Raw genomic sequence first — 25026 nt, forward strand, 5'->3', positions numbered from 1 at the left:
CCGCCTTCTCACGGCACTGCTTATGCTCTCCCATGATCCCCAAAGGATACTGAACAGGCATCTCCCAACCCGCAAAATCAACCATCTTGCCACCAAGTTCGACGTGAAGGTCATACAAGGGCGTGCGCTTCGGTGTGGTCATTTCTTCAACCTTTCAATCAGCGGGACTGGTCGCGGACGACCATGACGGTGCAATGCGCATTGCGCACGACACGGGCCAGGTTCGGGCCAATCTCGTAGTTCGGGAAATCGCCCTTGGTCGATGCCATGACGATCAGATCAAAGCCTTCCTTGTAGGCAAGCTTCAGGATTTCGCGGTAAACACTGCCTTCTTCGACATGGACCGGCACGTCGGAAGCCTTGGCATGATCCAGAATCGCCTGAACCGCACCCCGCACGTGGTCCTTTGCGCCGGCACCATAGTTGGCGGGAAGGTTCGGCAGCTGGATGATCTCGGGGATGACGGCAACCGCATGCAGTTCGGCACCGTAGAATTTTGCCTGTTCCAAGGCGGTCGACAGGGCCAGTTTCCACGAGCGGTCGTCGGTGTGATCAATGGGCAGCAGGATTTTAGTGGCCATCACGTCTCTCCTCGAGATATTGAATTCGGTTTCAAAGGCGGGGGGCCGGGATGGCCCCCCGTTTTGGTTGGGCCGAGCTTATTCGGCAGGTGTGCCGCCCGGCTCTTCGGACTTGCCGCCCGAGGCGAAGAACTCTTTCGTCAGTTTGAAGACGATCGGGCTCAGCAGCGCCAGGGCGATCAGGTTCGGGATGGCCATCATGGCGTTCAGCGTATCGGCCAGCAGCCAGATGAAGCCCAGATCCGCAGTTGCGCCGAAGTAGATCATCACGATCCACAGAACGCGGTAGGGCATCAGGGATTTCACGCCCAGCAGGAACTCGACACATTTCTCGCCGTAGAACGACCAGCCGAGGATGGTGGTGAAGGCAAAGATCGACAGCGCGATGGCGATCAGATACCCGCCGATACCCGGCAGCGACAATTCGAACGCGTGGCTCGTCAGCGCCGCACCGGATTCACCCGATGTCCATGCCCCCGACGCGATGATGGCCAGACCGGTGATCGAGCAGACGATGATGGTATCGATGAACGTACCCAGCATCGCGATCAGGCCCTGGTTGACCGGACCCTTGGTTTCGGCAGCGGCGTGCGCGATCGGGGCCGAACCCAGACCGGCCTCGTTCGAAAACACACCACGTGCCACACCGAAGCGGATGGCGGCCCAGACGGCTGCACCCGCGAAACCACCTTCTGCGGCGGACGGGGTGAACGCATAGGTAAAGACCAGCGACAGCGCATGTCCGATGTTGCCGATGTTGATCAGCAGAACCAGCAGGCCCGCGATGATATAGGCAACGGCCATGAAGGGGACCAGCTTACCGGCAACCGCACCGATGCGGGTGATACCACCCAGGATAACGGCTGCAGTCAGAACCATCAGAACAACGCCGGTGACCGAGGTGTTCAGGCCAAAATTGGCTTCCAGCACCTGAGCAACACCGTTGGCCTGCACACCGTTGCCGATGCCAAAGGCGGCAACCGCGCCGAACAGGGCGAAAGCCACGCCCAGCCAGGCCCATTTCGCGCCCAGACCGTTTTTGATGTAGTACATCGGGCCGCCGACATAGTTGCCCAGCTCGTCTTTCTCGCGATATTTCACCGCGCAGACGGCTTCGGCATATTTGGTGGCCATGCCCACCAGGGCGGTCATCCACATCCAGAACAAGGCGCCTGGACCGCCCAGGAAGACAGCAGTGGCCACACCGGCGATGTTACCTGTACCGATGGTCGCCGACAGCGAAGTCATCAGTGCGTTGAACGGGCTGATCTGCCCTTCGCCCTGACCTTCACGGCCTTTGAACAACAGGCTGAAGCCTGTGCCGATGCGCAGGATCGGCATGAATTTCAGCCCGACCTGCAGGAAGAAGCCAACGCCGAGGATGAGGACCAGCATCATCGGCCCCCATACGACGCCATTGATGGCCCCTACGATTGAATTTAACGCTTCCATGGTTTCCCTCCCATTTGCGTTTGGTTATGCCCCGGTGGCGATGGCCCGCTGACGGGCCTGCTTGAGGGCGGCAAAGTCTTCGTCCGCATGGAACGACGAACGGGTCAGCGGCGTGGCTGACACGTGCAAAAAGCCCTTGGAACGAGCGATCTGTTCCAGTTGGGCGAACTCCTCGGGCGACCAGAACCGGTCAATCGGATGATGTTTCGGCGTCGGTTGCAGATACTGCCCGACAGTCAGAAAATCGACATTGGCCGCGCGCAGATCATCCATCACCTGACGCACGTCGTTGAGGCTTTCGCCCAAGCCGACCATCAGACCCGACTTGGTGAAAATCTCGGGGTTCGAGCGTTTGGCATCGTCCAACAGCCGCAGCGAGGCATAATAGCGCGCGCCGGGGCGAACCGTCGGATACAGGTGCGGGACGGTTTCCAGGTTGTGGTTGAACACGTCCGGCGTTGCGTCAAAGACGATTTTTGCGGCGTCGCCCTTGCCCAGGAAGTCGGGGGTCAGAACCTCGACCGTGGTGCCGGGGTTCTGATGGCGTACGGCGCGGATTGTCTGGGCGATATGCTCGGCCCCGCCATCGGCCAGATCATCGCGATCAACAGACGTAATCACCACGTGGCGCAGGCCCAGTTTCTTGACCGCCGCCGCAACCCGGCCGGGTTCGAACGCGTCCAGCGCATCGGGGCGGCCGGTGGCCACATTGCAGAACGAACAGCCCCGTGTGCAGATCTCGCCCATGATCATCATGGTTGCATGGCGCTTGGACCAGCATTCGCCGATATTGGGGCAGGCCGCTTCTTCGCAGACCGTTGCCAGATCGTGATCCCGCATCAGACGTCGGGTTTCGTAATACGCGGCGCTGTCACCTTTTTTCTTGCGAATCCACTTGGGCTTACGCGAGATCACGCTGTCGGCCTTTTTGGCCTTTTCCGGGTGGCGTGGTCTAAGCTGGATTGTCATCTGGCAAACCTCGTTAAGCGTGAATCGCACGCCCCATGGCGTCGAGACAGGCTTCCTTGACCGCCTCACCCATGGCAGGATGCGCATGGCACGAGGCTGCAACATCGGCGACCGCGGCACCTTTGGACATGGCCAGAACCAACTCGGCGATCAGATCGCCGCCATGGGCACCACAGATATGAGCCCCGAGGATCTTGCCGTCGGAACCGGCCAGAACCTTGACCGCGCCATCTGTTTCACCTGTCGAGCGTGCCCGCGAATTGGCCATGAAAGCAAACTTGCCGACAACATATTCGACGCCCGCGTCTTTCAGAGCCTCTTCGGTCTGACCAACCGAGGCCACTTCGGGATCGGTATAGACCACACCCGGCACGGTGTTGTAATCGACATGACCGGCTTCGCCGGCTAGCTTCTCGACACAGGCAACACCGTCCTCTTCGGCCTTGTGGGCCAGCATCGGGCCGGGAACACAGTCACCAATGGCATAGATACCGGGCACCGACGTCTGGAATGTGCTGTCGACTTCGATGAAGCCACGCGGGTTCACGGCCACGCCCAGCTCTTCCAGCCCAAGCCCGCGCGTCACCGGGCGACGGCCCACAGCGATCAGAACCTTGTCGGCCTCGATCACTTCTTCCTTGTCCTTGCCAACACGATCCACCGTCAGCGACAAACCCGTATCGGTTTTATCGACAGACTTCAAAGCACGGCCCAGTTGGAATTTCAAACCGCGTTTTGACAGGGCCCGCTGCGCCAGCTTGGCGATCTCGCCATCGATGCCGGGCAAAACGCGATCCAGATATTCGACCACAGTAACCTTGGCGCCCAGACGTGCCCAGACCTGCCCAAGTTCCAGGCCGATCACACCTGCACCGATCACAACCAGATGATCCGGCACGCGTTCCAACGCGATTGCACCGGTCGAACTGAGCACATCCTGCTCATCAATCTCGATCCCCGGCAGTGAGGTCGGCTCGGATCCTGTCGCAATCAGGATGTTCTTTGCTTCGTATGTGCTGTCGCCGACCTTGACCTGACCAGTGGCCGGGATGCTGGCCCATCCTTCGATCAGATCGACGCCGTTCTTCTTGAACAGGAATGCGATGCCCTTGGTCAGATCACCGACGATCTTGTCCTTGCGCCCCATCATCGCACTGACGTCGATGCTGGCCCCCTCGACCGCAATGCCATGGGAGGAGAGATGTGCAAGCTCGGCATATTTGGCCGAGGAGGTCAGCAACGCTTTGGAGGGGATGCACCCCACGTTCAGACAGGTACCGCCCAGTGCGCCGCGCCCTTCGACACAGGCCACTTTCAGCCCCAGCTGAGCCGCGCGGATCGCGGCAACATAGCCACCCGGTCCGCCCCCGATAACGATGAGGTCATAGGTATTCATTTCGCGTACTTTCAGTAGATCGGGTAGCTTGCGCAAAGTGCGCGAACCTGTTTGCGGGTTTCCTGTTCGACGGTTTCGTCACCTTCCGGCGACTGCGCGAGCGCCTCCAGAACATCACCGATCAGATGGCCGATCTGCCGGAACTCTTCCGGGCCAAAGCCACGGCTGCACCCGGCGGCGGTGCCCAGACGGATGCCGCTGGTGATGGTGGGTTTTTCCGGATCTCCGGGAACGCTGTTTTTGTTGCAGGTAAACCCGGCGCGCTCCAGCGCGGCTTCGGCGTCCTTACCGGTGACGCCCAAAGGTCTCAGGTCGACCAACATCAGGTGGTTCTGGGTGCCGCCGGAAACGATATCACATCCGCGCGCCATCATGACGCTTGCCAAGGCCGATGCGCTGTCAACGACGCGCTGCATGTATTCCTTGAATTCGGGTTTCAGCGCCTCGCCAAAAGCCACCGCCTTGCCTGCGATGACGTGCATCAGCGGGCCACCCTGTAGGCCGGGGAAGACGGCAGAATTTATCTTTTTCGCCAGCGCCTCGTCATTGGTCAGGATGATGCCACCACGAGGCCCGCGCAGCGTTTTGTGCGTGGTCGAGGTCACGACATGTGCGTGCCCTACAGGCGAGGGGTGCAGGCCGGTCGCCACCAATCCGGCAATATGAGCCATATCAGCCAGCAACCATGCGCCAACCTCGTCCGCGATTTTACGGAATCTGGCAAAGTCGATCTTTTGCGAGTAGGCGGATGCGCCTGCGATGATCAGCCTGGGCTTTTCCGCCCGCGCCAATTCGGCAACCTGATCATAATCGATCAGCCCTGCATCGGTCAGGCCGTACTGCACGGGCCGGAACCATTTGCCGGACTGCGCCGGTTTCGCACCGTGGGTCAGATGGCCACCTGCGTCCAGCGACATGCCAAGAATGGTATCGCCCGGGTTCAACAACGCCAACTTGACGGCCCCGTTGGCCTGTGCGCCGGAATGGGGCTGAACGTTGGCATATTCACAGCCAAACAGCTTCTTGAGGCGTTCGATCGCCTCGACTTCGACCTCATCGACATATTCGCAGCCGCCATAATAGCGGCGGCCCGGATAGCCTTCGGCGTATTTGTTGGTCAAGACCGAACCCTGAGCTTCGATCACGGCCTTCGAGACAATGTTCTCCGAGGCGATCAACTCGATCTGTTCCGCCTGGCGTTCACCCTCGCGCGAAATGGACGCGGCAATGACGGGATCTGCCTCAATCAGCGACGTTTTGAACATGGTCTCCTCCTTTTGCCCCGAATCCTTAGTACGAAACTTTGTTTCCTATAAGGGAAATAATGCGCTTTGGGCAACAAAAATCTCTTATTCAAGAAGTTGCGTATTTACCGGGAGGCATGTAACCTTTGATAAAACAGGGGGAATTAAATGGGCGACGAAAGCAGAAATGATGTTTCCGGACAGGAAGATCTGGATGAAGGAGAGGCTCTGGGCCGGTCCATCCGCGATGCTCGGCGCGCGAAAGGGTGGACTCTGGAAGAAGCCGGCCGCGCTGCGGGTATCGGGCGGTCGACGCTGTCCAAGATCGAAAACAACCAGACAAAGCCAAGCTTTGACATCGTACGGCGTCTGACTCAGGCCCTGGATATGAGCACCCCGCAGTTGTTTCTTCAGTCGGGTCAATCCGGCATTTCAGGCCGCCGTGATTTCACTCCGAAAGGCGAGGGGGAAATCAAGAATACGCCCACTTACCTGCATGAACTGCTTTGCCCCGAACTGACCAGCAAGCGGATGCTGCCCTATATCGCGACTATCAAGGCGCGTGACCTGTCGGAATTCGAGACGTGGATCCGACATTCCGGAGAAGAATTCATGTATGTGCTCAGCGGTGAACTTATCTTCGTGTCTGAACACTACCGCCCCTTGCCAATGAAGGCCGGTGACTCGCTTTATTATGACAGCGGAATGGGGCATGGGTGTATTTCGACCAGCGAAGAAAACGCAAAGGTGCTGTGGGTTTCGCTGGAATAGCCCCCAGGGTTCTTTGGTTTTCCAGGAAAGCGGGCATCGCCATGCGCACCCCATTCAGCCGTCAGACAAGCTTCGGTGGCGAAACGCCGTCGGTGTCTGGCCGAATTCTGCCTTGAACGCTCGCGTCATGGCGCTGGCGTTTTCATATCCGCAACGACCGGCGATTTCGGCGATGGACTGCTCGGTATCTTCTGCCAGATTGCGTGCAAGGTTAAGCCTCAGCCGACGATACAGCGCCTGCGGCGTGGTTTTGAGCTCTGCCTGAACGCGCATTTCGATCCGCTTTTGTGAACACCCGATCTTGCGGGCCAGTTCCCTGATCGAAAGAGGTGTTTCAAGGTTCGCCTGCATGACAGCCAGTGCGCGATTGACCAAAGTGTCTTCGGACTTCAGAGGCAAAGGGTAATGATCCTGCCCATTTCGGCTCATCAGAAGATGCCCGACTTCCATGGACAGAAGGGGGCCGTGATCCTTGCGGATCAGGGCCGAGGCCAGATCGAACGCGGCCATCGCCCCAGAACAGGTCAGCCTGTTGCCATCGATGACAAAACGTTCCTGCACCGCATTCACGGCCGGAAAACTTTCTTCGAACCGGGAAAGCTCGTCCCAGTGAATGGTCGCCCGGTGCTCATCCAGCAAACCGGCGCGGGCCAGCAGCCAACTGCCGGTATCCAATCCGGCCACTTGCCGGTGTTTTCGGGTCGCAGCCAGCACGGTGCGCGTGGTCGATCGCGTGTCCAAATTGCGATACCCATAAGACGGCATGACCACCAGAACGTCGCCTTGCTGATCCAAGATTGAACCATTCGGTGTAACGACAAGGCCGCTGGAACTTTGAACGGGGTCTCCGTCAATGGAGCAGAAACACCACGAATACAAAATCTGCCTCGACAGGTTGTTCGCAGCCCTGAGCGGTTCGACCATGTTTGCAAGGCAATGGTTCGAAAACCCGTTGAAGAGCAGGATGTTGTATTGTCGCGTCAAAATTTTCGAATTTGGCATGATTTGATATCAACTTTGCATGCCGTGACCTTGAGCGATGGCGTTTGGTTGGTCAACCACCGATCCAGGGAACACGCGCCATGCAGTTTGGTCTGACAGAAGAACAGGACATGATCGTCTCGACGGTCCGAAGCTTTGTTGAAAACGAAATCTACCCGCATGAAGACGCGGTCGAGCGTTCGGGAACCGTGCCTCCTGAGCTGGGTGAGCAGATCAAGCAGAAATGTATCGATCTGGGCTTTTATGCCTGCAACTTCCCCGAGGAGGTCGGCGGCGCAGGTCTGTCTCATCTGGATTTCACCTTGGTCGAGCGCGAGCTTGGCCGCGGGTCAATGGCACTGACGCATTTCTTTGGGCGCCCGCAGAACATCCTGATGGCCTGCAACGACGAGCAGCGCGAACGGTATCTTCTGCCTGCCGTACGTGGTGACAAGATGGACGCCCTGGCGATGACCGAACCGGATGCGGGTTCGGATGTGCGTGGTATGAAATGCCAGGCGGTGCGCGATGGCGGCGACTGGGTTGTCAACGGATCGAAACATTTCATCTCGGGCGCGGAACATGCGGATTTCTTCATCGTCTTCATCGCGACCGGCGTGGACGAAACCCCCAAGGGCCCGAAGAAACGCATCACCACTTTCCTGGTGGATCGCGGTACGCCGGGGTTTGAAGTGCGCGAGGGCTACAACTCGGTCAGCCACAAGGGCTACAAGAACTATATCCTGTATTTCGACAACTGCCGTCTGCCCGATGCACAGGTCTTGGGCGAGGTTGATGGCGGCTTTGCCGTGATGAACGAATGGCTTTACGCAACCCGCCTGACGGTTGCGGCGTTCTCGGTCGGTCGCGCGCGGCGCTGCTTTGACTATGCGCTGAACTATGCGGCCGAGCGCAAGCAGTTCGGCCAGCCTATTGGTAAGTTTCAGGGCGTCGGATTCCAGATCGCCGACATGATTACCGAGATCGATGCCGCCGATTGGCTGACACTCGCGGCCGCGTGGCGTCTGGACCAAAATCTGCCATCAAACCGCGAGATTGCCTCGGCCAAGCTCTATGCCTCGGAAACGCTGGCGCGGGTGACGGATACCACACTGCAAATCTTCGGGGGTATGGGTTTGATGGACGATTTCCCGATCGAACGGTTCTGGCGCGATGCCCGGGTCGAGCGCATCTGGGACGGCACCAGCGAAATTCAGCGCCACATCATCAGCCGCGATCTTCTGCGTCCCTTGGGCGCCTGACCATGAACAAAGACCTGACCCGGCTGCTGCGCCCGAAATCCATCGCCGTCATCGGTGGCGGCGCGTGGTGTCAGCAGGTTGTTCTGCAATCCGAACGCATGGGCTATGCCGGTCAAATCTGGCCGGTGCATCCCAAAGCGTCTGAAATTGCAGGACACAAGGTTTATGCCCACATCGAAGACCTGCCCGAAGCCCCGGATGCGGTTTTCATCGGGATCAACCGCCACGCCACCATCGAGGCCGCTCGTGTCCTGTCCAGTATGGGCGCAGGTGGGGCGGTGTGCTTTGCATCGGGCTTTTCCGAGGCCGTTGCCGAAGATGACACCGGTGGGGACTTGCAGGATCAACTGATTGCCGCAGCCGGTGACATGCCCATTCTTGGCCCGAACTGCTATGGCTTCATCAACGCGCTGGATGGGGCGCTGTTGTGGCCGGACCAGCACGGGGCCACCCCTGTGGACAAGGGCGTGGCGATCCTGACGCAAAGTTCGAACATCTCGATCAACCTGACCATGCAGAAACGTGGGTTGCCGATTGCCTACATGATGGCATGCGGAAACATGGCCCAAACCAGCCAGGCCGAAATCGCCTCGGCCTTGATCGATGATCCGCGCGTAACCGCCGTGGGTCTGCATATCGAAGGGTTCAAGGACATCCGGGAATGGGAGGCGCTGGCCGCGAAGGCCCACGAAAAGGGCATCCCGCTGGTCGCCCTCAAAGTCGGTGCATCCGAACAGGCACAGGCCGCAACCGTCTCTCATACCGCGTCTCTCGCGGGCAGTGATGCAGGCGCGCAGGCGCTGCTGGACCGATTGGGCATCCCGCGTCTTTCGACGTTGCCGGATTTCCTAGAAACGTTGAAACTGCTGCACTGCTACGGGCCGCTCCCCGGGGGTAACATCGCGTCGATCAGCTGTTCGGGGGGTGAGGCGAGCCTGATCGCAGACATGGCCGTCGGCACCGGCCTGAGTTTTCCACAGTTGAGCGATGACAAAAGGGCGCGCTTGCGTGACGCGCTTGGCCCTATGGTCGCGTTGAACAATCCGCTGGATTATCACACGTATATCTGGCGCGATGAAGAGGCGATGGCACAGGCCTGGTCGGGCATGACGGGTGACGACATCGACCTGACGTTCTCGATCGTAGACTATCCGACGACGGATCCGACCGACTGGAGTTGCGCGACCCGAGCTGCGTTGAGAGTGCGCGCCGAAACCGGCGCCCGGTTTGCGATTGTTGCGACGCTGCCTGAACTTCTGTCTGAAGACGTCGCGCAAGACCTGATGACCGGTGGTGTCGTTCCATTCATGGGATTGCGCGAAGCACTGGCGGCCACGCGCGCTGCGGGTCAGATTTCGCCCCCGTCCGCGCATCCTGTCTGGTTGCCTGGAACGGCTGAGGCGACCCAAACCCTGACCGAAGGCGAATCGAAACGGGCGCTGGCCGAATGCGGCCTGCACGTTCCGCAAAGCCGTACGGTTTGCGGCCCGGCAGAGGCCCATTCGACCGCGCAGGACATGGAAGCCCCCTTTGTCGTGAAAGGTGTTGGGCTTGCGCATAAATCCGAACACGGCGCTGTTCGGCTGGGGATCAAGGCCGAGGATGTGGCCGATGTCGCAGCCAAAATTGGCACAGATAGCATCCTGATCGAAGAGATGATCACCGGAACCGTTGCCGAATTGCTGGTCGGTGTCGTCCGTGACCCGGCGCATGGGTTTGTCCTGACATTGGGGGCGGGGGGCGTACTGACCGAAATCCTGCGCGATACGGCGTCGGTGCTGGTGCCAAGCACGCACGAGGACATCCGTGCCGCGCTTGGCAAATTGAAAATTGCCCCGCTTTTGGCGGGCTATCGCGGCCAACGGGCGGCTGATATGGATGCAATCATCGCCGCAGTCGAGGCCGTTCAGGCCTATGTCATGCAAAATGCCGACACGCTTGGCGAGGTCGAGATTAACCCGCTCCTGTGCACGCCGGACAAGGCCGTTGCCGTGGATGCTCTGATAAGAAAGGCCTGAGATATGGACCCGATCAAAACCCGCCGCGACGGAGCGATCCTTGAGGTGACTCTGGACCGGCCCAAGGCCAACGCCATCGATCTTGTCACCAGCCGCAGGATGGGTGAGGTATTCGCCGCGTTTCGCGACGATCCAGAGCTGCGCGTGGCCATTCTGACGGGCGGCGGAGAGAAGTTCTTTTGCCCGGGCTGGGACCTGAAAGCAGCGGCCGACGGGGATGCGGTAGACGGGGATTATGGCGTCGGAGGGTTCGGCGGCTTGCAAGAGCTGCGCGACCTGAACAAACCCGTGATCGCGGCCGTCAACGGTATCGCCTGTGGCGGCGGGCTGGAGCTGGCCTTGTCAGCCGACATGATCCTTGCCGCCGACCACGCCACGTTCGCCCTGCCGGAAATCCGCTCGGGGACTGTCGCGGATGCGGCCAGCGTCAAACTGCCCAAGCGCATCCCTTACCACATCGCGATGGAGTTGCTGCTTACCGGCCGGTGGTTCGACGCAAAGGAAGCCAATCGCTGGGGTCTGGTGAACGAGATCGTCGCCGCGGATCAACTGATGGATCGCGCCTGGGAACTGGCCCGTCTGTTGGCCTCGGGACCGCCCCTGGTTTATGCCGCGATCAAGGAAATCGTACGCGATGCCGAAGATGCCAAGTTTCAGGATGCCATGAACCGCATCACCAAGCGTCAGCTCAGAACCGTGGACGTTCTCTATGCCAGCGAAGATCAGCTGGAAGGCGCGCGCGCCTTTGCCGAGAAAAGAGACCCGGTCTGGAAAGGGAAATAGGCAGACGTTTACCGTGATCGCAGAGCGTGAATTTACCATTTACTGATCCGCACGGCACGTGCACAGTTAGGCATGCCGTATTTCGAACGAAAACCATATGTTAGTGCATCTCGGGCGGTCAGCCCGATTGCGCCGCAGCCCGACGATCAACTGATTTCCGATATAGCGCGCCGCGTGCTCGAAACAGAGCGGGGCCCGCGGCAACATCTGGACGGTCCGTTCAGGTGTCGCAAATCCTGTCACCCCGGCAGCACCGCCACCATTCTGCTGTCCTTTGAAGCACCCGAAGGCGCGGCACCTGTTCAGATGCAGTTCGAACCGGGTGATCTGACCAATCCGAACGGCGACATTCTGCCGGCCAACCGCATCAGTGTGATCCCGCCACAAATCCAGCTTGAACCGGGGGAAGCAACGGATGTTGCTGTTGCGGTGACTATACCCGACCTCTCCAAACCCGGTGAATATCATGGTCGGATCGCCTGTACCGGAACGGACCAGACCTCGGTTGTGGTGATTTTCGAGGTGGCGGGCGCTCAGACCTGACGGGTCACCAGATAGTCCATGAACTGTCCCAGAAATGCGCGCGGCGCGTCTTCTGTGCCCGCGAACACCCGCGCGAACTCATTCCGGGCCGCGGCCAGCAGATCATTCGCTGCGTCCTGCGCATAGCGGATGCTGCCGTAGTGGTTCATGCGCTCCAGCACCCAGGCGACATCTTGCGTCGACCGGGCATCACGCGGGTTTGACAACATCTCGGCCAACCGTGCCTGTTCAGGCTCTTCCGCTTTCAGGCCAAGCTGGCCCAGCATCAGCGTGCGTTTGCCTTCATAGATGTCGCCGCCGATTTCCTTGCCGTAACTGTCCTGTGAGCCGACGAGATTCAAGACGTCGTCCTGAATCTGAAACGCTGCACCCAGGAAAAAGCCGAAGGCGTTGAAATCATCCAGATTCAGCGCACCGGACGCGACATCATGTGGCCGCGCAATCAGGGCCCCGATGCGCATCGGGTGAATGAAACTGTACCAGCAGGTCTTTTTCAGACACATCCTCAGATAATCTGATGCATCGACGTTCAAACGATTGTCGCGGATCCAGCCAAGCTCCAGCGCCTGACCTTCGATGGATTGCTGCAACAGATGGTCGAACTCATCCACCACGCGCATACCGGTTTCCGGGCCCAACGGCCCCAGGTTCTGACGCAGCAGACGCAGGGCAAGCGATTGCATCCCATCGCCGGTATTGATCGCCAGGGGAACCCCAAGCCGCTTGTGCATACATTCGCGCCCGCGCCGGAAATCGCTTTGATCTTCGATGTCGTCGTGGATCAGAAAAGCGTTGTGCAGCAGCTCAAGAACCGCGGCCGAGACCCTTGCATTCTCGCTGTTTCCGCCGAAGGCTTCGCATGTCGCCAACAGCAGGGCAGGCCTCAGGCCCTTGCCCGAGGTTTCGATGTAATCGCGCATCGGGCCATACAGATAGGCCTGAGGCTCACCCGTCGGCAACAGGCCCAAAAGCGTTTCGCGCGCCTGATCCCCGTAGAAGGTCAGGGTTTTTAGAAAATCCTGTTTCGCCGCAGGATCCAAATGCGCGGTTCCGGATTTCACAGGCTCAGCCCTTCTGGATGATGATCACGCGGCTTTTGTTTTCCCGCGCGCCGGATCGTTCCGGACCGGCGCCAAGCGCAGAAAGCGGTTCGTCAGAAATTGGCAACGCCCTGGACAAGGCACCTGATTGACCACTGTCCCGACCCAGATCATACGCGACATCTTCCGCCAGCTCATCCCCCGGGATCGGCAGATCCGCGGTGGGCTCGTAGTTCGCGATGAGGTCGAACAGCTCTTTCGGGGGGCAGATCATTCGAAGCGCTTCGGCAATGGCTGGCTCCTCGGTGATGCCGCCGGGTTTTGAATATTCCGCCGCCGGTTCCCCTATGGCGGCAAGAGGGCCATCACCGCCACGATCAACTCCTGCCGTGTCCTGACCCATTTTCAGCGCGGCTTCGACCGCAACCGCGAACCGGTTGTCCCACGGAAGGCCAGCCTGATAGCGGGCGTAATCATAAGCGCGCAGCGGTTTCAGGATGTCGGGCTCGTGCAGGTCCCAGATCTGGCAGGGCTCGGCATCCGATCCACTGCGTTGAAGAATGGCGTTGACGGCCCGACGCGCGGCCTCGTTCGCCCCTTCCATCGTGGCAAGGTCGGTAAAAGTGCGGACGTAATCCGATGCCAGGAAGAAATTCGGGATCAATGTGGCCGCATCCGGGCGCAAGCGCCAGCTGTTGATACGGTTGACCAACAAGGGTTCGACATTGCTTTGACGCTTGGGGTCGTTCGGGTCTTGAACGATATCAGGATCGAGGAACCAGTAGTGCATATCCTCGTCCCGCAGAATGGTTTGGCCATCCACGTTGATGCTGCGCTTGAGCTGTTCCCAAACCTCTTTTGCGATCTCTTCCCGGGTGCAATCGCGCGCGGTTTTTCCGTTCAGCCCCGGCTTGTCCCATTCGGAGATATCGATTGACAGCAGGCCTTTGGTCTTTCCTTCGGCCCAGTTTTCGAAATTGATCCCCGGCCAGAACTGTTTTTGCGACACAGCCGTCAAAGCCCATGGGCTGTCGATGAAAATGACGTGGCCATGGGTCAGCTCGACATCCTTGGTCAGATAGAACTGAATGCCGTTCATCCATTGCACGTCATCGGCCAGCAAAGGCAGTTTGGCAAGTGCAGGGTCAACCGCCATCATTTCCGGGGTCACAAGCGGTGCCATGCGTTCAATCGGCATGGCGCTGATGAACCAATCCCCCGTGACCTGCTTTTCTTCACCATCCTGTTCGACCGTTGCGCCAATGATCTTACCGTTTCGGCACTCGATTCCGGTGACTTTGGAGTCAAAATTGTACACGACCCCCTTGCTTGTCAGATAATCCAGCCACGGTTGAATCCAGACAAGATTGGTGGGCCCGTTCAGCAGCCTGTTGCAGTGGGGTTCGGGCGTGGCAATGCCCAGCTGAAGCTGAACCGCAATGTCCCCCACTGTCTTCGTGCTTGCCGTCGTGGCCTTGGCGGCCACCAACGAACGGGTCAGGCCGATGGCAAGGAACTTCTGATAGGCTTCCGAGCGGTCCTGCGCACCGATGAAATCCCACCAACCGATCCGTTCATATTCGTCGAACCGGCGTTCCTTGCAAGAGCTCGCGATCCGCCACATGCAGGCGACAAAATGCTCGACATCCTCATACGCAATCTGGTCCCTCGGCGAAAGCGCGAAGGCAATGGTCTTGAAGGCATCCGCAACATCCTTGAGCGTGCGGGGGAACCGTTCCGGGACAATGATGCCGGGCTTGTCAAACTGGCTGACCAGAACTTGCGTGGTCGGGACAAGATTGTCAAAGCATGTGCCCTTGTCGTAATACGGCGTTCGGGCCATCGTGTCGGTGATATGCCGATAAAAGTTCGGAAAGAACCTGAACCCATGTTCACCGGGCAGCCAGGGCCGTTTCACGCCGGGCGGATAATTGGCTCCATCCATCTCGGCCCATTTTTCCAGTGCCTTGATGTGTTTCGCTTTCGAGCCATGATCCCCCTCACCCTTCATTACGGGAATGCTGCGGGCTTTGCCGCCGGGGATCAGCTGGCGTTCGTGGACTTCTACCTCGAACCCGCGTTCAATCAGTTCGTGCGCGGCGCTCATGCCAGCCACGCCTCCCCCAAGAATGACAACCTTGTCAGGCATCGGAAATTCCTTTCGCGGAATAGACGTCAAAGCGCAGGGTGATGTCTGACAGGCTGGCTTCGCCAATGCCAAAACCCTGCACCCGATTCATCCAGCTGTAATGCGGATTCGAGGTCAGGTAACGCGGTGCAAGCCGTACCGGAGCCGAAGCGGGCAGATTGCCCTTGGACAATGCCGCATATCCGTCCGGGCCGAAGTCACACACACCCGTATCTTCGAATAGGATCGGGGCTTGTCCGATGGACGGTCTGATAAGCGCCTTTGCATGAAGCAGTCCCACACCATCGGGCCGCACGCGCATCCAGTCTCCTCCGATCGGCTCGATCGTTCCCTTTAGATGTGGGCCTTCGACGGTGCCCCCTTCTTTGATGGCGAAATGCAGCCAAACCCCATCCGGCGTCTCGCCCGAGGGATGAAAGCTGCTATCGAACGGCACCAGAAATTTGGCAACATGTTCCAATACCGGCGACGTCACTGTGGTTTTTGCCGGTTCCGGCGCGGCAGGTTCAATTTCTTTTTCGGGCCCGGGGTCAAACTCGCGCCCTCCCGACGTCAGCACCGGACGCCAGGACAAGGTTTTTTCCTGTTTGACCGACGGCAGAATGGCTGCGAATTGTTGAAACCCGGTTTGCGGGTCCCGCAACAAGGGCCACCCGCGAATGGCACGCTCGGGGCCGCCATCTTCCGAACAGATCAGACGTAGCGTGTCATGCGACGACACGGATGGACCGGCTTCCACCAACACCCGACTGAGACCGTCTACGTTGATCGCCTCGGACCAACGCAGCGTCACGCCCCGATCTGAAAACTCGCGCACGACCCGATCTCCGGTCAACAGGTTATGGTGCGGACGGCCTTAGCTTCCTTGATCCTGAGATGGAACTTCTGCTGCACGCGGAAGACGTGCTCGCCCTCGGCAGAGGTTTGCAGATACTTCACGGCGATATCCGAGGGCACGACGATTTCAACCGGTGTACCCAGCAGGGACACAAGCACTGCCTTGTCCTGGGGCAGGGTGCTGGAACGCAGCAACGGCCCGTCCAGGAACGGGAGAATGCTGTCACGTGGCAGTACCATCGAATTCGGCAGCGGGGTCGTGACCGCACGGAACAGACCGTTGCCCATCACACAGGCATAGGGGCCCAGATAGCCATGCGTTTCTAGCGTGCTGATGCCCTCGACGACGGCCTCGAAAACATCGGTTCCGCTGTAGTTCTTTTTGGTCGTGGATTTGGTTTTGCCTTCGCCCGCTTCAAGCAATCCCGGATATTTGCCACCGCCGCTGATCGTATAGATCTGCGGCAATGAGGCGTGCGCGCCGCCGGCGTGTTTGGGGGCCTGTCCGGTGCCGGGTTGACCGTTGAAAATGATGTCATCTTCTACCCGTGCCACAACGGCGGCCGCTCGGCGGAACATGATCTGAGCCGCCGTCAGTTCCGGATCAGCCACCTGTGCGCCTTTCAGGTACACGTTCACCGATACGGTGGTAAGTCGCAGCGTGTCATAGTCGTTCACGTCAAGACGTTCTTTGGATGCACCAGATGAGTTCTCGACCAGATCCAGCTTGTTCAGCGGGACGGACTGCGTGTCAGCGGGCAGCGGTCCGTACAGGGGCAGGAAACTGGCGGCCACTCGGGCGCGAAGCGCCTCATCATGGACGGCCTTTTTCACGGCGCTCCACTGATCTTCATTCCAATCCAATGCATCGGTCATTGCAAATCCCTCTCGGTGCTGCTGCCCAATTTGGCGGGGCAGTCAATCTTGTTCATTTTTCTTCTTTCAATCTGCCCAGCAGATCGCGGGCCCGCTGCTCCTGAACAACTCCACGGCAATCCCGCGCAAGCGAAAGCGCTTTTTCCGCCTCGCTGATTGCAGCGTCCAAGTCCCCCTTTGCGGCAAAAGCCTTTGCTCGCACACGGTGATATTCAGGTTTGTTCAACGTCTCGCCGCGCTCCCAGCCGGGAATGCAAACGGTTTCCAGCCGGTCCAAAGCCTGATCAACGTCTCCGTGATCAATCATCAACTCAGACAGAACAATCTGATTCTGAGGAAAAGTAAAGTTTCCACCAGATTTGGAAATCAGGTTCATGCATGTCTCGATGCGTTCCGGAACACCTGCGATATCGCCCTTTCCGGCCTGCGCGAGGCCCATATAGATGTCCTGCATCGCGTGAAGGTAAAGAAACCCTTCCTCATCCGCGACTTTTCTGGCTTCTTTCATCGTTACGTCAAGCCGGTCCCATTCCCCCGCATAGGGCAGGAACATGCTGCAAGCGCCCATCACGTAGACAAGGTTGGGTGCGTGGTTCAGCGCTCTGCTGACCTCAATGGATTCCAGACGCGCGGCCTCGGCTTTTTCGAACTTTCCTTGCTGCCACAGCAGGCATCCCTGAATGGCCAGCAATGACGCGGCCGTGGAAGACTGGGTCATGGGCATCATGGCCATATCCAGCTCGGGTGTGATCAGAGCGAATGCGCGTTCCAGCTGTTGTTCGCATTCCGAAAATTCCCCGCGGAAGTAATGAGTAAAGCTCAGCGCCCGTGCCGCCAGCACATTGGCGACGGGGTCGTCGGACATGCCGGCCATCATATCCAGCGCTTGTCCCATTTCCATCGCTCGGTTCATCTGACCGGCAACAAAGAAATGGGTCCAACGGCAGAAGGTTGCGGCAAAAAGCGTCTCGCCGTCGCCCAAAGACTGGGCCAGTTCCATCGCCCGGGCGGCAGTCTCGCCGACCTGATCGGACGACCATCCGTAAATCGCCATATAGGCGGGCAGAATGTTCATTTGAACCCGAAGTTCGAAGCCATCGCGATCCGCGTTGACCTTCATAGTTCCGATGTTGCGCAGGGCGGCCCGGAAAGCGGAAATCGCGGGCAGGTTTGCCAGTCGGGACAACGCCAGTTCACCTGCCGTGACCCAATTCGTGACAGCCTCATCTTTCAATCCGCCAAGATCGCAATGATGCGCGACGGTATCAGGAGCCGGGCTGCCGAATGCTTTGTGACCGTCCAGCAATGCTTGGGCGATTTTCAGATGCACCTTCTGCCGGTCTTCCCGCAGTAACGAATTATAGGCCGTATCCTGAACCAGCGCGTGGTTGAACGTGTATGTGGCCGACCCTGAATCGCTGGTGATCAGCACGACGCCAGCCGCCATAAGCTGCATGAGGGCGCTTTCCACATCCATGTCTTCATGCGCCACCGCGTGGATCATCTGAGCGGTGAAACTGCGCCCGATGACCGATCCGAGCTGGGCGACTGGTTTAGCATGTTCCATACGGTCAAGACGCGACATCAGCGAGTCCTGAAGGGTGGCCGGGACGCTCAGCGCATCCAGAACCTCGGCGTTGATCGGGGCATCCTGGGGCAGCTGGTCCAGAACCGCCTTTGTCATTTCTTCGATATACAGCGGCACGCCATCCGCCTTTTCGATGATCTGCCTGATCAGGATGACAGGCAGGCTGTACGGCTCGGCCACGCGCCGGACCAGTTCGGATGCCTCGGTATTGCCAAGCGGAGACAGATCAATGCGCGCGGCTCGGCTTTCGAAATGTTCCGGAGGTTCGTATTCAGGTCGGTGCGACAGAACCACCAGTACCGGAAAGTTGCTCAAGGCGGATGCAAGCGCATCCAGTACATCCAACGTGGTCGCATCGGCCCAATGAACGTCTTCGACCACCAACAACAACGTGCCGCGCCTGTCACACAGGCTGCCCAGACTGCGCAGCATCACGTCAAGGGATTTGCGCGCCTTCTTCAACGGGTCGGATTCTGACGGGGCGCCGGTCTCGATACCTGCCAGATCCAGAAGAACGGGCAAGTCTGCGTCACTCAGCCGTGAGGCCGATTGCACGAAGTCCGAAATCGCCGCCCGGATACTGTCATTTGATTTGTCGCCGGAAACGCGCCTCAATTCTCCGACAATGGGGTGCAGCGGAAGACTGGTCAGGTGCGGGATGCACTGCAATGTAAAGGGTTTGACCCCGATTGTTTCAGACAGTGACTTGATCAGCCTCGACTTGCCGATTCCCGCAGCCCCCCCGACAAGCGCCAGCCGGCCCGAGCCTTCCTGCGCTTCGCTCCAAAGCCGGGTCAGGGTTGAAAGATCATCATGCCGGGCGACAAGATCGACCGCGGATTGACCCACCCGCGCGTCGAACCGGCTGGTGGACATGATTTCCGACACCACGCGATACACTTTGCGCTGATTGTCAAAGCCTTTCAGCTCGTGGCTGCCGCGTGGCTCGAATTCAAAGGCACCCTGGGTCAGCCTCCGGGTCTCTGATGAAATGATCACTTCACCCGGTTCGGCCAGCCCTTGCAAGCGGGATGCAAGATTCGCCGTTTCACCCACCAGAAAGTCCTGAGATCCCAAGCTTTTCGAAGAAACAACGCCCACGACAACCATTCCGGTCGCAATGCCTGCCCGCAGGTCAAGCTTTTCTCCAAACTCGTTTTCAAGGTTCTGAACGGCCTCGATAGTCTCCAAAACGGCTCGTACGGCCCGTTCGGCATCATCTTCCATGGCCTTCGGGTATCCGAAATACACCATTATGCCATCGCCCTGCCGATAGGCCAGATGGCAGCCGTGCTGTTTCAAGGTGCCGATCGCCGTATCCAGATACAGGTTCATGATCTGCATCAGGTCTTCCGGATCATATCGCTGAGCCAGCCGTGTCGACCCCACAAGATCGCAGAAAACCAAAGTCAGTTGCCGACGCTCGGCCTTGGACTGGACTTCGGGCCGCTTCGACGCTTCCTGCGATTTCAGCCTGGCCTGCGCCTTTCGAAAGCGCTTCCTTTCACCAACCGTCAACCCGAGATCACGCAGTTCCGGATCAGTCAATTCGTCCAGAATGTCGTCGTCCACGCCCTCTCTCTGAAACAGAGTGGCATAGTCATTCAGATCTGCCAGATGAAGGACTTTTGAAATGCGTGGTGATGCCTCAAGGACTCGCGTCATTGGCTTGCGACTCCTTCCATAACTGTCCCCCTGTTTTCCCCTTAGTACATAAACATAATGTATATGTATAATCCAAAAATAGAGAGGAATTCATGCTGAATCCATAGCAGGAACAGATGGCACTGTTAACTTGTTACATTGATTGACCGATTTACTTCATAATTACCACACCGTCACGCGCTTTTCCTTGAATATCATAAGGTTCAAGTCTCAAGTTGACTTCACTGGCAAGGTTTTAGGGGGACCGGATATGCCGGTCTGCCCCTGACGCCACGTCACGGCTGAATGAGGTTCAAAAGTGCCGTGGCCGACATGAGATACCGGGCAGAATAGCAGACTCGACCCCGGCACCAGCAAGAAGCCGAAGCGCGCTACGAGCAGATACACTTACGCTCCGGCGCATCCCGTATTTTGCCCGCCCGTTCTTCAATGGGATACAGGTATCAGGGAAAGCGGCTCAAAGATCTGAGATAAGCTAGGAAACATCCGGTATCCAGGGCGGATCTGGCTGTGGATGAAACCCTATTCCTCGGCCACGGCTCTTACATGGGCCGCAAAAGACGGGGCCAGCATCAGGGACTTGCACCGCTCGAACCGGTTCGTGGCATAGGCCCAGAAATCTTCGGCGGGGTTTTCATCCGCATGCTGAATCAATCCCCATAGCGTCCACAGCAGGTCGCACATGGCTTTGTATATCACCATGCGCCCGATCTGAGCCTCGTTCGGCGGGCCGTCGAAATAGGCGGTTAGCATTTCCAGTTCCTGTTCGTGGTTCAGCCCGGCTTCGACCGACAGATCACCCAGATCCCAAAGGGCATCGTTCATGCCTGAATACTCGTAATCCACGATCCACATGCGCTGGCCGTCATCCAGAAAATTCTCGCACAGCGGGTCGCAATGGCTCGGGACCAATGTCCCAGGTTTGTCCCGCAGCACCTCGCGGATCGGGGCCGCCTCGGCCACGACGTCCGCGTACCCGTCCGGCAGGGTCGCGTTTTTGTCCGCAACCACCTTCATGTAGTCGTTGATCATCGAAAACAGCTCGAACCGAAACTTGAACGGCTCGGGGGCATCGTGCAATTGCCTCAGCGCCTTTCCCGCGCGGGCGGCAGACCCGGGGCGCGTCGCAAACATCTCGGGTGTCATCGTCACGATGTCGGGCACGCAATCACTGATCATCACGCCGGATGATGCGTCTGCCCACAGAACTGCGGGGCCGACCCCGGCTTTTGCGGCCACCTGCGCGTTGTGGATTTCAACCGCGCGGTCGATATAGGCTTCGGTGCCCTCGCCGGGGATGCGCACGATCACCGTCCTTGGCCCGCCTTCGACGCGGTAGACCAGATTGGTCAACCCGCCCAGCCGGTTGGTGCGAAGGTCCGACTCGGCAAGGGTGTCAAACCCCGCCACATTGCGAAGGGCCTGCATGATCTCAAGTTTCGGCTCGGTTTGCATCGCTCTCTCCCTCAGGCTTTCAAACGGCTGTTTGCCGGGTCGTAAAGCGGTCCGTCCACATGCTGGATAGGGTGACGCTCTCCGAACACTTCCACTTCGAATTCTGACCCACCAGCCAATCCCGCAGGCAGATAACCGTAGAGGACGGTCTTGCCGACGGTAAACCCATAGCCACCACTGCACGCCAGCGAGACTGTTTTGCCGGAATGCAGTATGGTCTCTCCTCCGGTGATCGGCAGCCGCTCGTCGGTGATGAACGTGCAGAGCTGCCGCTCGGGGCCGGTCGCTTTCTGCGCCTCCAGCACCGGTCGCCCGATGAAGCCCTGTTTGGATTTCAGATGGACCCGCGCGCCAAGGCCCGCTTCGATTGGCGAATAGTCGGGGGTGATGTCGGCGCTCCAGTAGAGATAGCCTTTTTCCAGCCGCAAGGACTCGATGGTGCGGTAGCCGATGTCGCGGATGCCATGGCTTTGACCGACTTGCCAAAGCAGGTCATAAACATGCAGGGCGAACTCGGTCGGGATATGCAGCTCCCATCCCAGCTCTCCGACGTAACCTATGCGGATCGCGCGGACCTTTGCCGTTCCCAGGGTGATCTCTCTGGCCGTTGCAAAGGGAAACGCATGGTTCGAGACGTCTTCTTCCGCGACAGCCTGCATCACATCCCGCGCCTTGGGGCCGCAGATATTGATGACGGCGCGTGCCGATGTCATTTCGATCAGCTGCGCGCGCCCATCGCGGGGCAGGTGACGTCGGATCCAATCCGCGTCATGCACGCCGAATCCGGACCCGGTGACGATGTAAAAATGGTCCCGCCCCAATCGGGTGACGGTGATATCGGCTTCAACCCCGCCGCGATTATTGCACAATTGGGTGTAGATCACCGTGCCATCCGGCTTGTCCATATTTGAAACGGCAAGGTTTTGAAGGGCCTCCAGTGCGCCGGGGCCGATCAGTTCGAACTTTGAGAAGCTGGTTTGATCGATCAGAACGACCCCGTCGCGCGCGGCCTTATGTTCCTGTTCGGCATAGGTTTTCCAACCCGGCGACAGGAAATCCAACTGATCCACCGGCTCTACACCGGCCGGAGCGAACCAGAGCGGCCGCTCCCAGCCATTCTTGGACCCGAACACCGCGCCATGTTGTTTCAGCCGCTCATGCAGGGGCGACAGGCGTAGGTCTCTGGCCGCTTCCGCCTCCTGCCCCGGATATCGCATCTTGTAGTGATGCGCGTAATGCTCGACCGCGCGAGGATACATGAAGGCGCGCGTGGCGTGATGAGGACTGAACCGGCGAACGTCCAGAGGCCACAGATCAAGGCTCGGGCGGCCTTCGACAATCCACTCCGCGATCATCTCTCCTGCGCCACCACCTGCCGCGATGCCGTACAGAAATCCGGTCGCCAGCATCAGGTTTCGCAGTTCAGGCGCCCATCCCATGACAAAATCGCCATCCGCGGAATAAGGGATGGGGCCGTTGATCACCTGCCGGATTCCAACCGTGTTGACGACCGGCGTAACCTGACCTGCCAGTTCGGCAAGGGGGGCAAACCGCTCCAGGTTGTCGGGCAAAAGCTGCCGGACAAACGCGCCCGGAATACCCCTGTCGCCGAATGGCAGCGTGTTGTCCTCATACCCGCCGATCACAAGCCTCCCGCCTGCATCCGGTTTGTAATACACCAGCCGTTCGGGATCCCGTAGGGTTGGCAAGCGTTTTACAAGTTCCGGGTCGGGCATAGGTTCGGTGACGATATACTGGTGCTCGACCGCACAGGCCGGAACAACGACACCGAGTTTCGCGGCCAGCTCGCGGCTCCACATTCCGGCGGCCAGAACGACGGTGTCCGCTTCATAGTCCCCTTCCGATGTCATCACTTTGGTGATGCGATCGTTATGGATCTCAAAATCGGTGACCTCTACGGATTGGCGGATCCGGGCACCGTGCATCCGGGCACCGGACGCAATTGCCTGACACAGGCCTGCGGGATCGACATGACCGTCCGACGGGATGAAGGCCGCGCCTTCCAACCCTTTCGCGTCGACATAGGGGAAAAGCGCCTTGGCCTCGGCGGCCGAGATTATTTCCATCTCCAGATCAAAGCTGCGGGCCATTGTCGCAAGGCGCTTTGCTTCCAGAAGCCGTTCCTTGGTTGCCGCCAGGCGCAGGCTTCCGACTTTCTTCCAGTCGAATTCCATCCCGGTTTCTTCGGCCAGACGATCATACAGCGCCACGGACCGTTTCAGCATCCGCGTCGTGTTGCGAGATGACCGCAACTGCCCGACAAGCCCCGCCGCATGCCAGGTGGCCCCCTCGGTCAGGGATGCCCTTTCCAGAAGAACAACATCCGTTTCACCGGACCGTGCGAGGTGATACGCGATAGAGCATCCGATGATGCCCCCGCCAATGATGAGATGTCTGACCGAATGCGTTGTCATGCGCCCACCCACTTCAAATGATATGTTGTCATCAAAAGTCGCAAAACAACAAAAAGCAACAAAAATGTTTAAAATGTGTTGAAGTTAGTCGGTTGAACAGCGTCAACCTTGCAAGTAACCTGATGAAATCAACAAATATCGCGGCGCTTCATGTCGAAATACGAGCAAGACATCCTCAGCACGGTAAACCTGCATGGGCGAATTTCGGTCATGGAGCTGGCGCGCATTCTCAACGTGTCGGACCAGACCGTAAGGCGAATCGTGAAGCCGATGGTCGCCAAAGGCAGCCTGTCCAAGGTGCATGGTGCATTGGTCAGCACTCAAAATGTGCTGGATCCTCCGTTTCTGGCCCGCATGGCGCAGAACCGTGCCGCCAAAGTCGCGATTGCCGACGCCGTTGCGGCGCGGATACCGGACGGTTCGGCCATTGCCATCGACACGGGGTCGACCTCGGGCTTCATCGCTCAGGCACTTCGCGCGCGCAAAAACCTCACTGTGGTGACAAACTCGGCCTTCATCGCCGCCACGTTGTCGATGGAAGAGGGCAACAGGGTCTTCATGGCGGGAACGCAGTTGCGCAACCACGACGGCGCCGCTTTCGACCGGGTCGCCTATGACGTAATTGCAGGGTTCTCGGCCCGGACTGCCATATTGTCGGCGTCACTGGTGCATCCCAGCAAGGGCTTCATGGTCTATGATCAATGCGAAGCTGATATGGCCCGCGCGATGTCTGATATTGCGGACCAAACCTTTATGGCGGTTGATTCCACAAAATTCAACGAGGCCCAGACCAGCCCGGCTTTGCGCCTGCCCGGGTTGACAGAAAAAGACGTGCTCATCACCGATCGCACATTGCCCGCATCCTTCCAGTCCTTGCCCGGAGATGCGGAATTGGTGATAGCGGGCGTGAAATCACAAGAAGACAGTCATTGACTTGGTGACGACACTGCCCGGCCCGACGTAACTAGCCGGTTCCACCGA

General features: G+C 58.8%; 19 protein-coding genes and 1 pseudogene. 6 read left to right on the forward strand and 14 right to left on the reverse strand.

The features are described from left to right. From gcvT to glyA, 6 genes and pseudogenes are all read right to left on the reverse strand, one after another. Positions 1–142: pseudogene (gcvT, locus tag ACR0FB_RS03280) on the reverse strand (glycine cleavage system aminomethyltransferase GcvT); the annotation flags it as partial. Between the two features lie 16 nt (positions 143–158). Then, a complete protein-coding gene (locus tag ACR0FB_RS03285; protein ID WP_171723662.1) occupies positions 159–581 on the reverse strand; it encodes a universal stress protein in 423 nt (140 codons plus the stop codon). 78 nt (positions 582–659) lie between these two features. Then, entirely contained in the window at positions 660–2033 is a 1374-nt protein-coding gene (locus ACR0FB_RS03290) for an alanine/glycine:cation symporter family protein (RefSeq protein WP_171119391.1), read from the reverse strand. 24 nt (positions 2034–2057) lie between these two features. Next, complete coding sequence (gene lipA / locus ACR0FB_RS03295) at positions 2058–3002, reverse strand: lipoyl synthase (RefSeq protein ID WP_480620025.1); 945 nt, start codon at positions 3000–3002, stop codon at positions 2058–2060. Positions 3003–3015: 13 nt separating this feature from the next. After that, on the reverse strand, positions 3016–4398 hold the full coding sequence (gene lpdA, locus ACR0FB_RS03300) for a dihydrolipoyl dehydrogenase (protein WP_210092827.1): 1383 nt from the start codon (positions 4396–4398) through the stop codon (positions 3016–3018). An 11-nt stretch (positions 4399–4409) separates the two neighbouring features. Further along, positions 4410–5663 carry a serine hydroxymethyltransferase gene (gene glyA, locus ACR0FB_RS03305; protein WP_480620026.1) on the reverse strand — a complete coding sequence of 418 codons (1254 nt, stop codon included), beginning with the start codon at positions 5661–5663 and terminating at the stop codon, positions 4410–4412. Between the two features lie 147 nt (positions 5664–5810). Here glyA and ACR0FB_RS03310 point away from each other — a divergent pair, with 147 nt between their 5' ends. After that, positions 5811–6413 carry a helix-turn-helix domain-containing protein gene (locus ACR0FB_RS03310; RefSeq protein WP_171635839.1) on the forward strand — a complete coding sequence of 201 codons (603 nt, stop codon included), beginning with the start codon at positions 5811–5813 and terminating at the stop codon, positions 6411–6413. Between the two features lie 54 nt (positions 6414–6467). On the opposite strand, the gene ACR0FB_RS03315 is transcribed toward ACR0FB_RS03310, so the two are convergent. After that, complete coding sequence (locus ACR0FB_RS03315) at positions 6468–7415, reverse strand: GlxA family transcriptional regulator (protein ID WP_480620028.1); 948 nt, start codon at positions 7413–7415, stop codon at positions 6468–6470. Positions 7416–7495: 80 nt separating this feature from the next. On the opposite strand from ACR0FB_RS03315, the gene ACR0FB_RS03320 reads away from it, so the two are divergent. The 4 genes from ACR0FB_RS03320 (at position 7496) to ACR0FB_RS03335 (ending at position 12000) form a co-directional block, all read left to right on the forward strand. Beyond that, complete coding sequence (locus ACR0FB_RS03320; RefSeq protein ID WP_152460401.1) at positions 7496–8656, forward strand: acyl-CoA dehydrogenase family protein; 1161 nt, start codon at positions 7496–7498, stop codon at positions 8654–8656. A 2-nt stretch (positions 8657–8658) separates the two neighbouring features. After that, positions 8659–10674 carry an acetate--CoA ligase family protein gene (locus tag ACR0FB_RS03325; RefSeq protein WP_480620029.1) on the forward strand — a complete coding sequence of 672 codons (2016 nt, stop codon included), beginning with the start codon at positions 8659–8661 and terminating at the stop codon, positions 10672–10674. Positions 10675–10677: 3 nt separating this feature from the next. Further along, on the forward strand, positions 10678–11457 hold the full coding sequence (locus tag ACR0FB_RS03330; protein WP_171635845.1) for a carnitinyl-CoA dehydratase: 780 nt from the start codon (positions 10678–10680) through the stop codon (positions 11455–11457). 72 nt (positions 11458–11529) lie between these two features. After that, entirely contained in the window at positions 11530–12000 is a 471-nt protein-coding gene (locus tag ACR0FB_RS03335) for a hypothetical protein (RefSeq protein WP_480491346.1), read from the forward strand. On the opposite strand, the gene ACR0FB_RS03340 is transcribed toward ACR0FB_RS03335, so the two are convergent. From ACR0FB_RS03340 to ACR0FB_RS03370, 7 genes are all read right to left on the reverse strand, one after another. Beyond that, entirely contained in the window at positions 11991–13061 is a 1071-nt protein-coding gene (locus ACR0FB_RS03340; RefSeq protein ID WP_216600139.1) for a polyprenyl synthetase family protein, read from the reverse strand. The two genes, ACR0FB_RS03335 and ACR0FB_RS03340, sit on opposite strands and share 10 nt — an antisense overlap. A 4-nt stretch (positions 13062–13065) precedes the next feature. Then, on the reverse strand, positions 13066–15189 hold the full coding sequence (locus tag ACR0FB_RS03345) for a hydroxysqualene dehydroxylase (protein WP_171635849.1): 2124 nt from the start codon (positions 15187–15189) through the stop codon (positions 13066–13068). Further along, positions 15182–16006 (reverse strand): DUF3237 domain-containing protein, encoded by an 825-nt coding sequence (locus ACR0FB_RS03350; RefSeq protein ID WP_480620031.1) that lies wholly within the window; start codon positions 16004–16006, stop codon positions 15182–15184. The genes ACR0FB_RS03345 and ACR0FB_RS03350 overlap by 8 nt, the downstream gene beginning before the upstream one ends. 14 nt (positions 16007–16020) lie before the next feature. Next, complete coding sequence (locus ACR0FB_RS03355) at positions 16021–16902, reverse strand: encapsulin (RefSeq protein ID WP_210092833.1); 882 nt, start codon at positions 16900–16902, stop codon at positions 16021–16023. Between the two features lie 52 nt (positions 16903–16954). Next, positions 16955–20155, reverse strand: coding sequence for an adenylate/guanylate cyclase domain-containing protein (locus tag ACR0FB_RS03360; protein WP_171635853.1), 3201 nt, complete (start codon positions 20153–20155; stop codon positions 16955–16957). Between the two features lie 522 nt (positions 20156–20677). Further along, positions 20678–21610: a choline/ethanolamine kinase family protein gene (locus tag ACR0FB_RS03365; RefSeq protein ID WP_171723674.1), complete on the reverse strand. Its 933-nt coding sequence runs from the start codon at positions 21608–21610 to the stop codon at positions 20678–20680. A gap of 11 nt (positions 21611–21621) precedes the next feature. Then, positions 21622–24045: a GcvT family protein gene (locus ACR0FB_RS03370; protein WP_480620033.1), complete on the reverse strand. Its 2424-nt coding sequence runs from the start codon at positions 24043–24045 to the stop codon at positions 21622–21624. Between the two features lie 150 nt (positions 24046–24195). Between ACR0FB_RS03370 and ACR0FB_RS03375 the strand changes: the two genes are divergently transcribed. Next, entirely contained in the window at positions 24196–24978 is a 783-nt protein-coding gene (locus ACR0FB_RS03375) for a DeoR/GlpR family DNA-binding transcription regulator (RefSeq protein ID WP_480620035.1), read from the forward strand. The last annotated feature ends 48 nt before the right edge of the window (positions 24979–25026 follow it).

Source organism: Ruegeria sp. P10 (genome assembly GCF_056534925.1).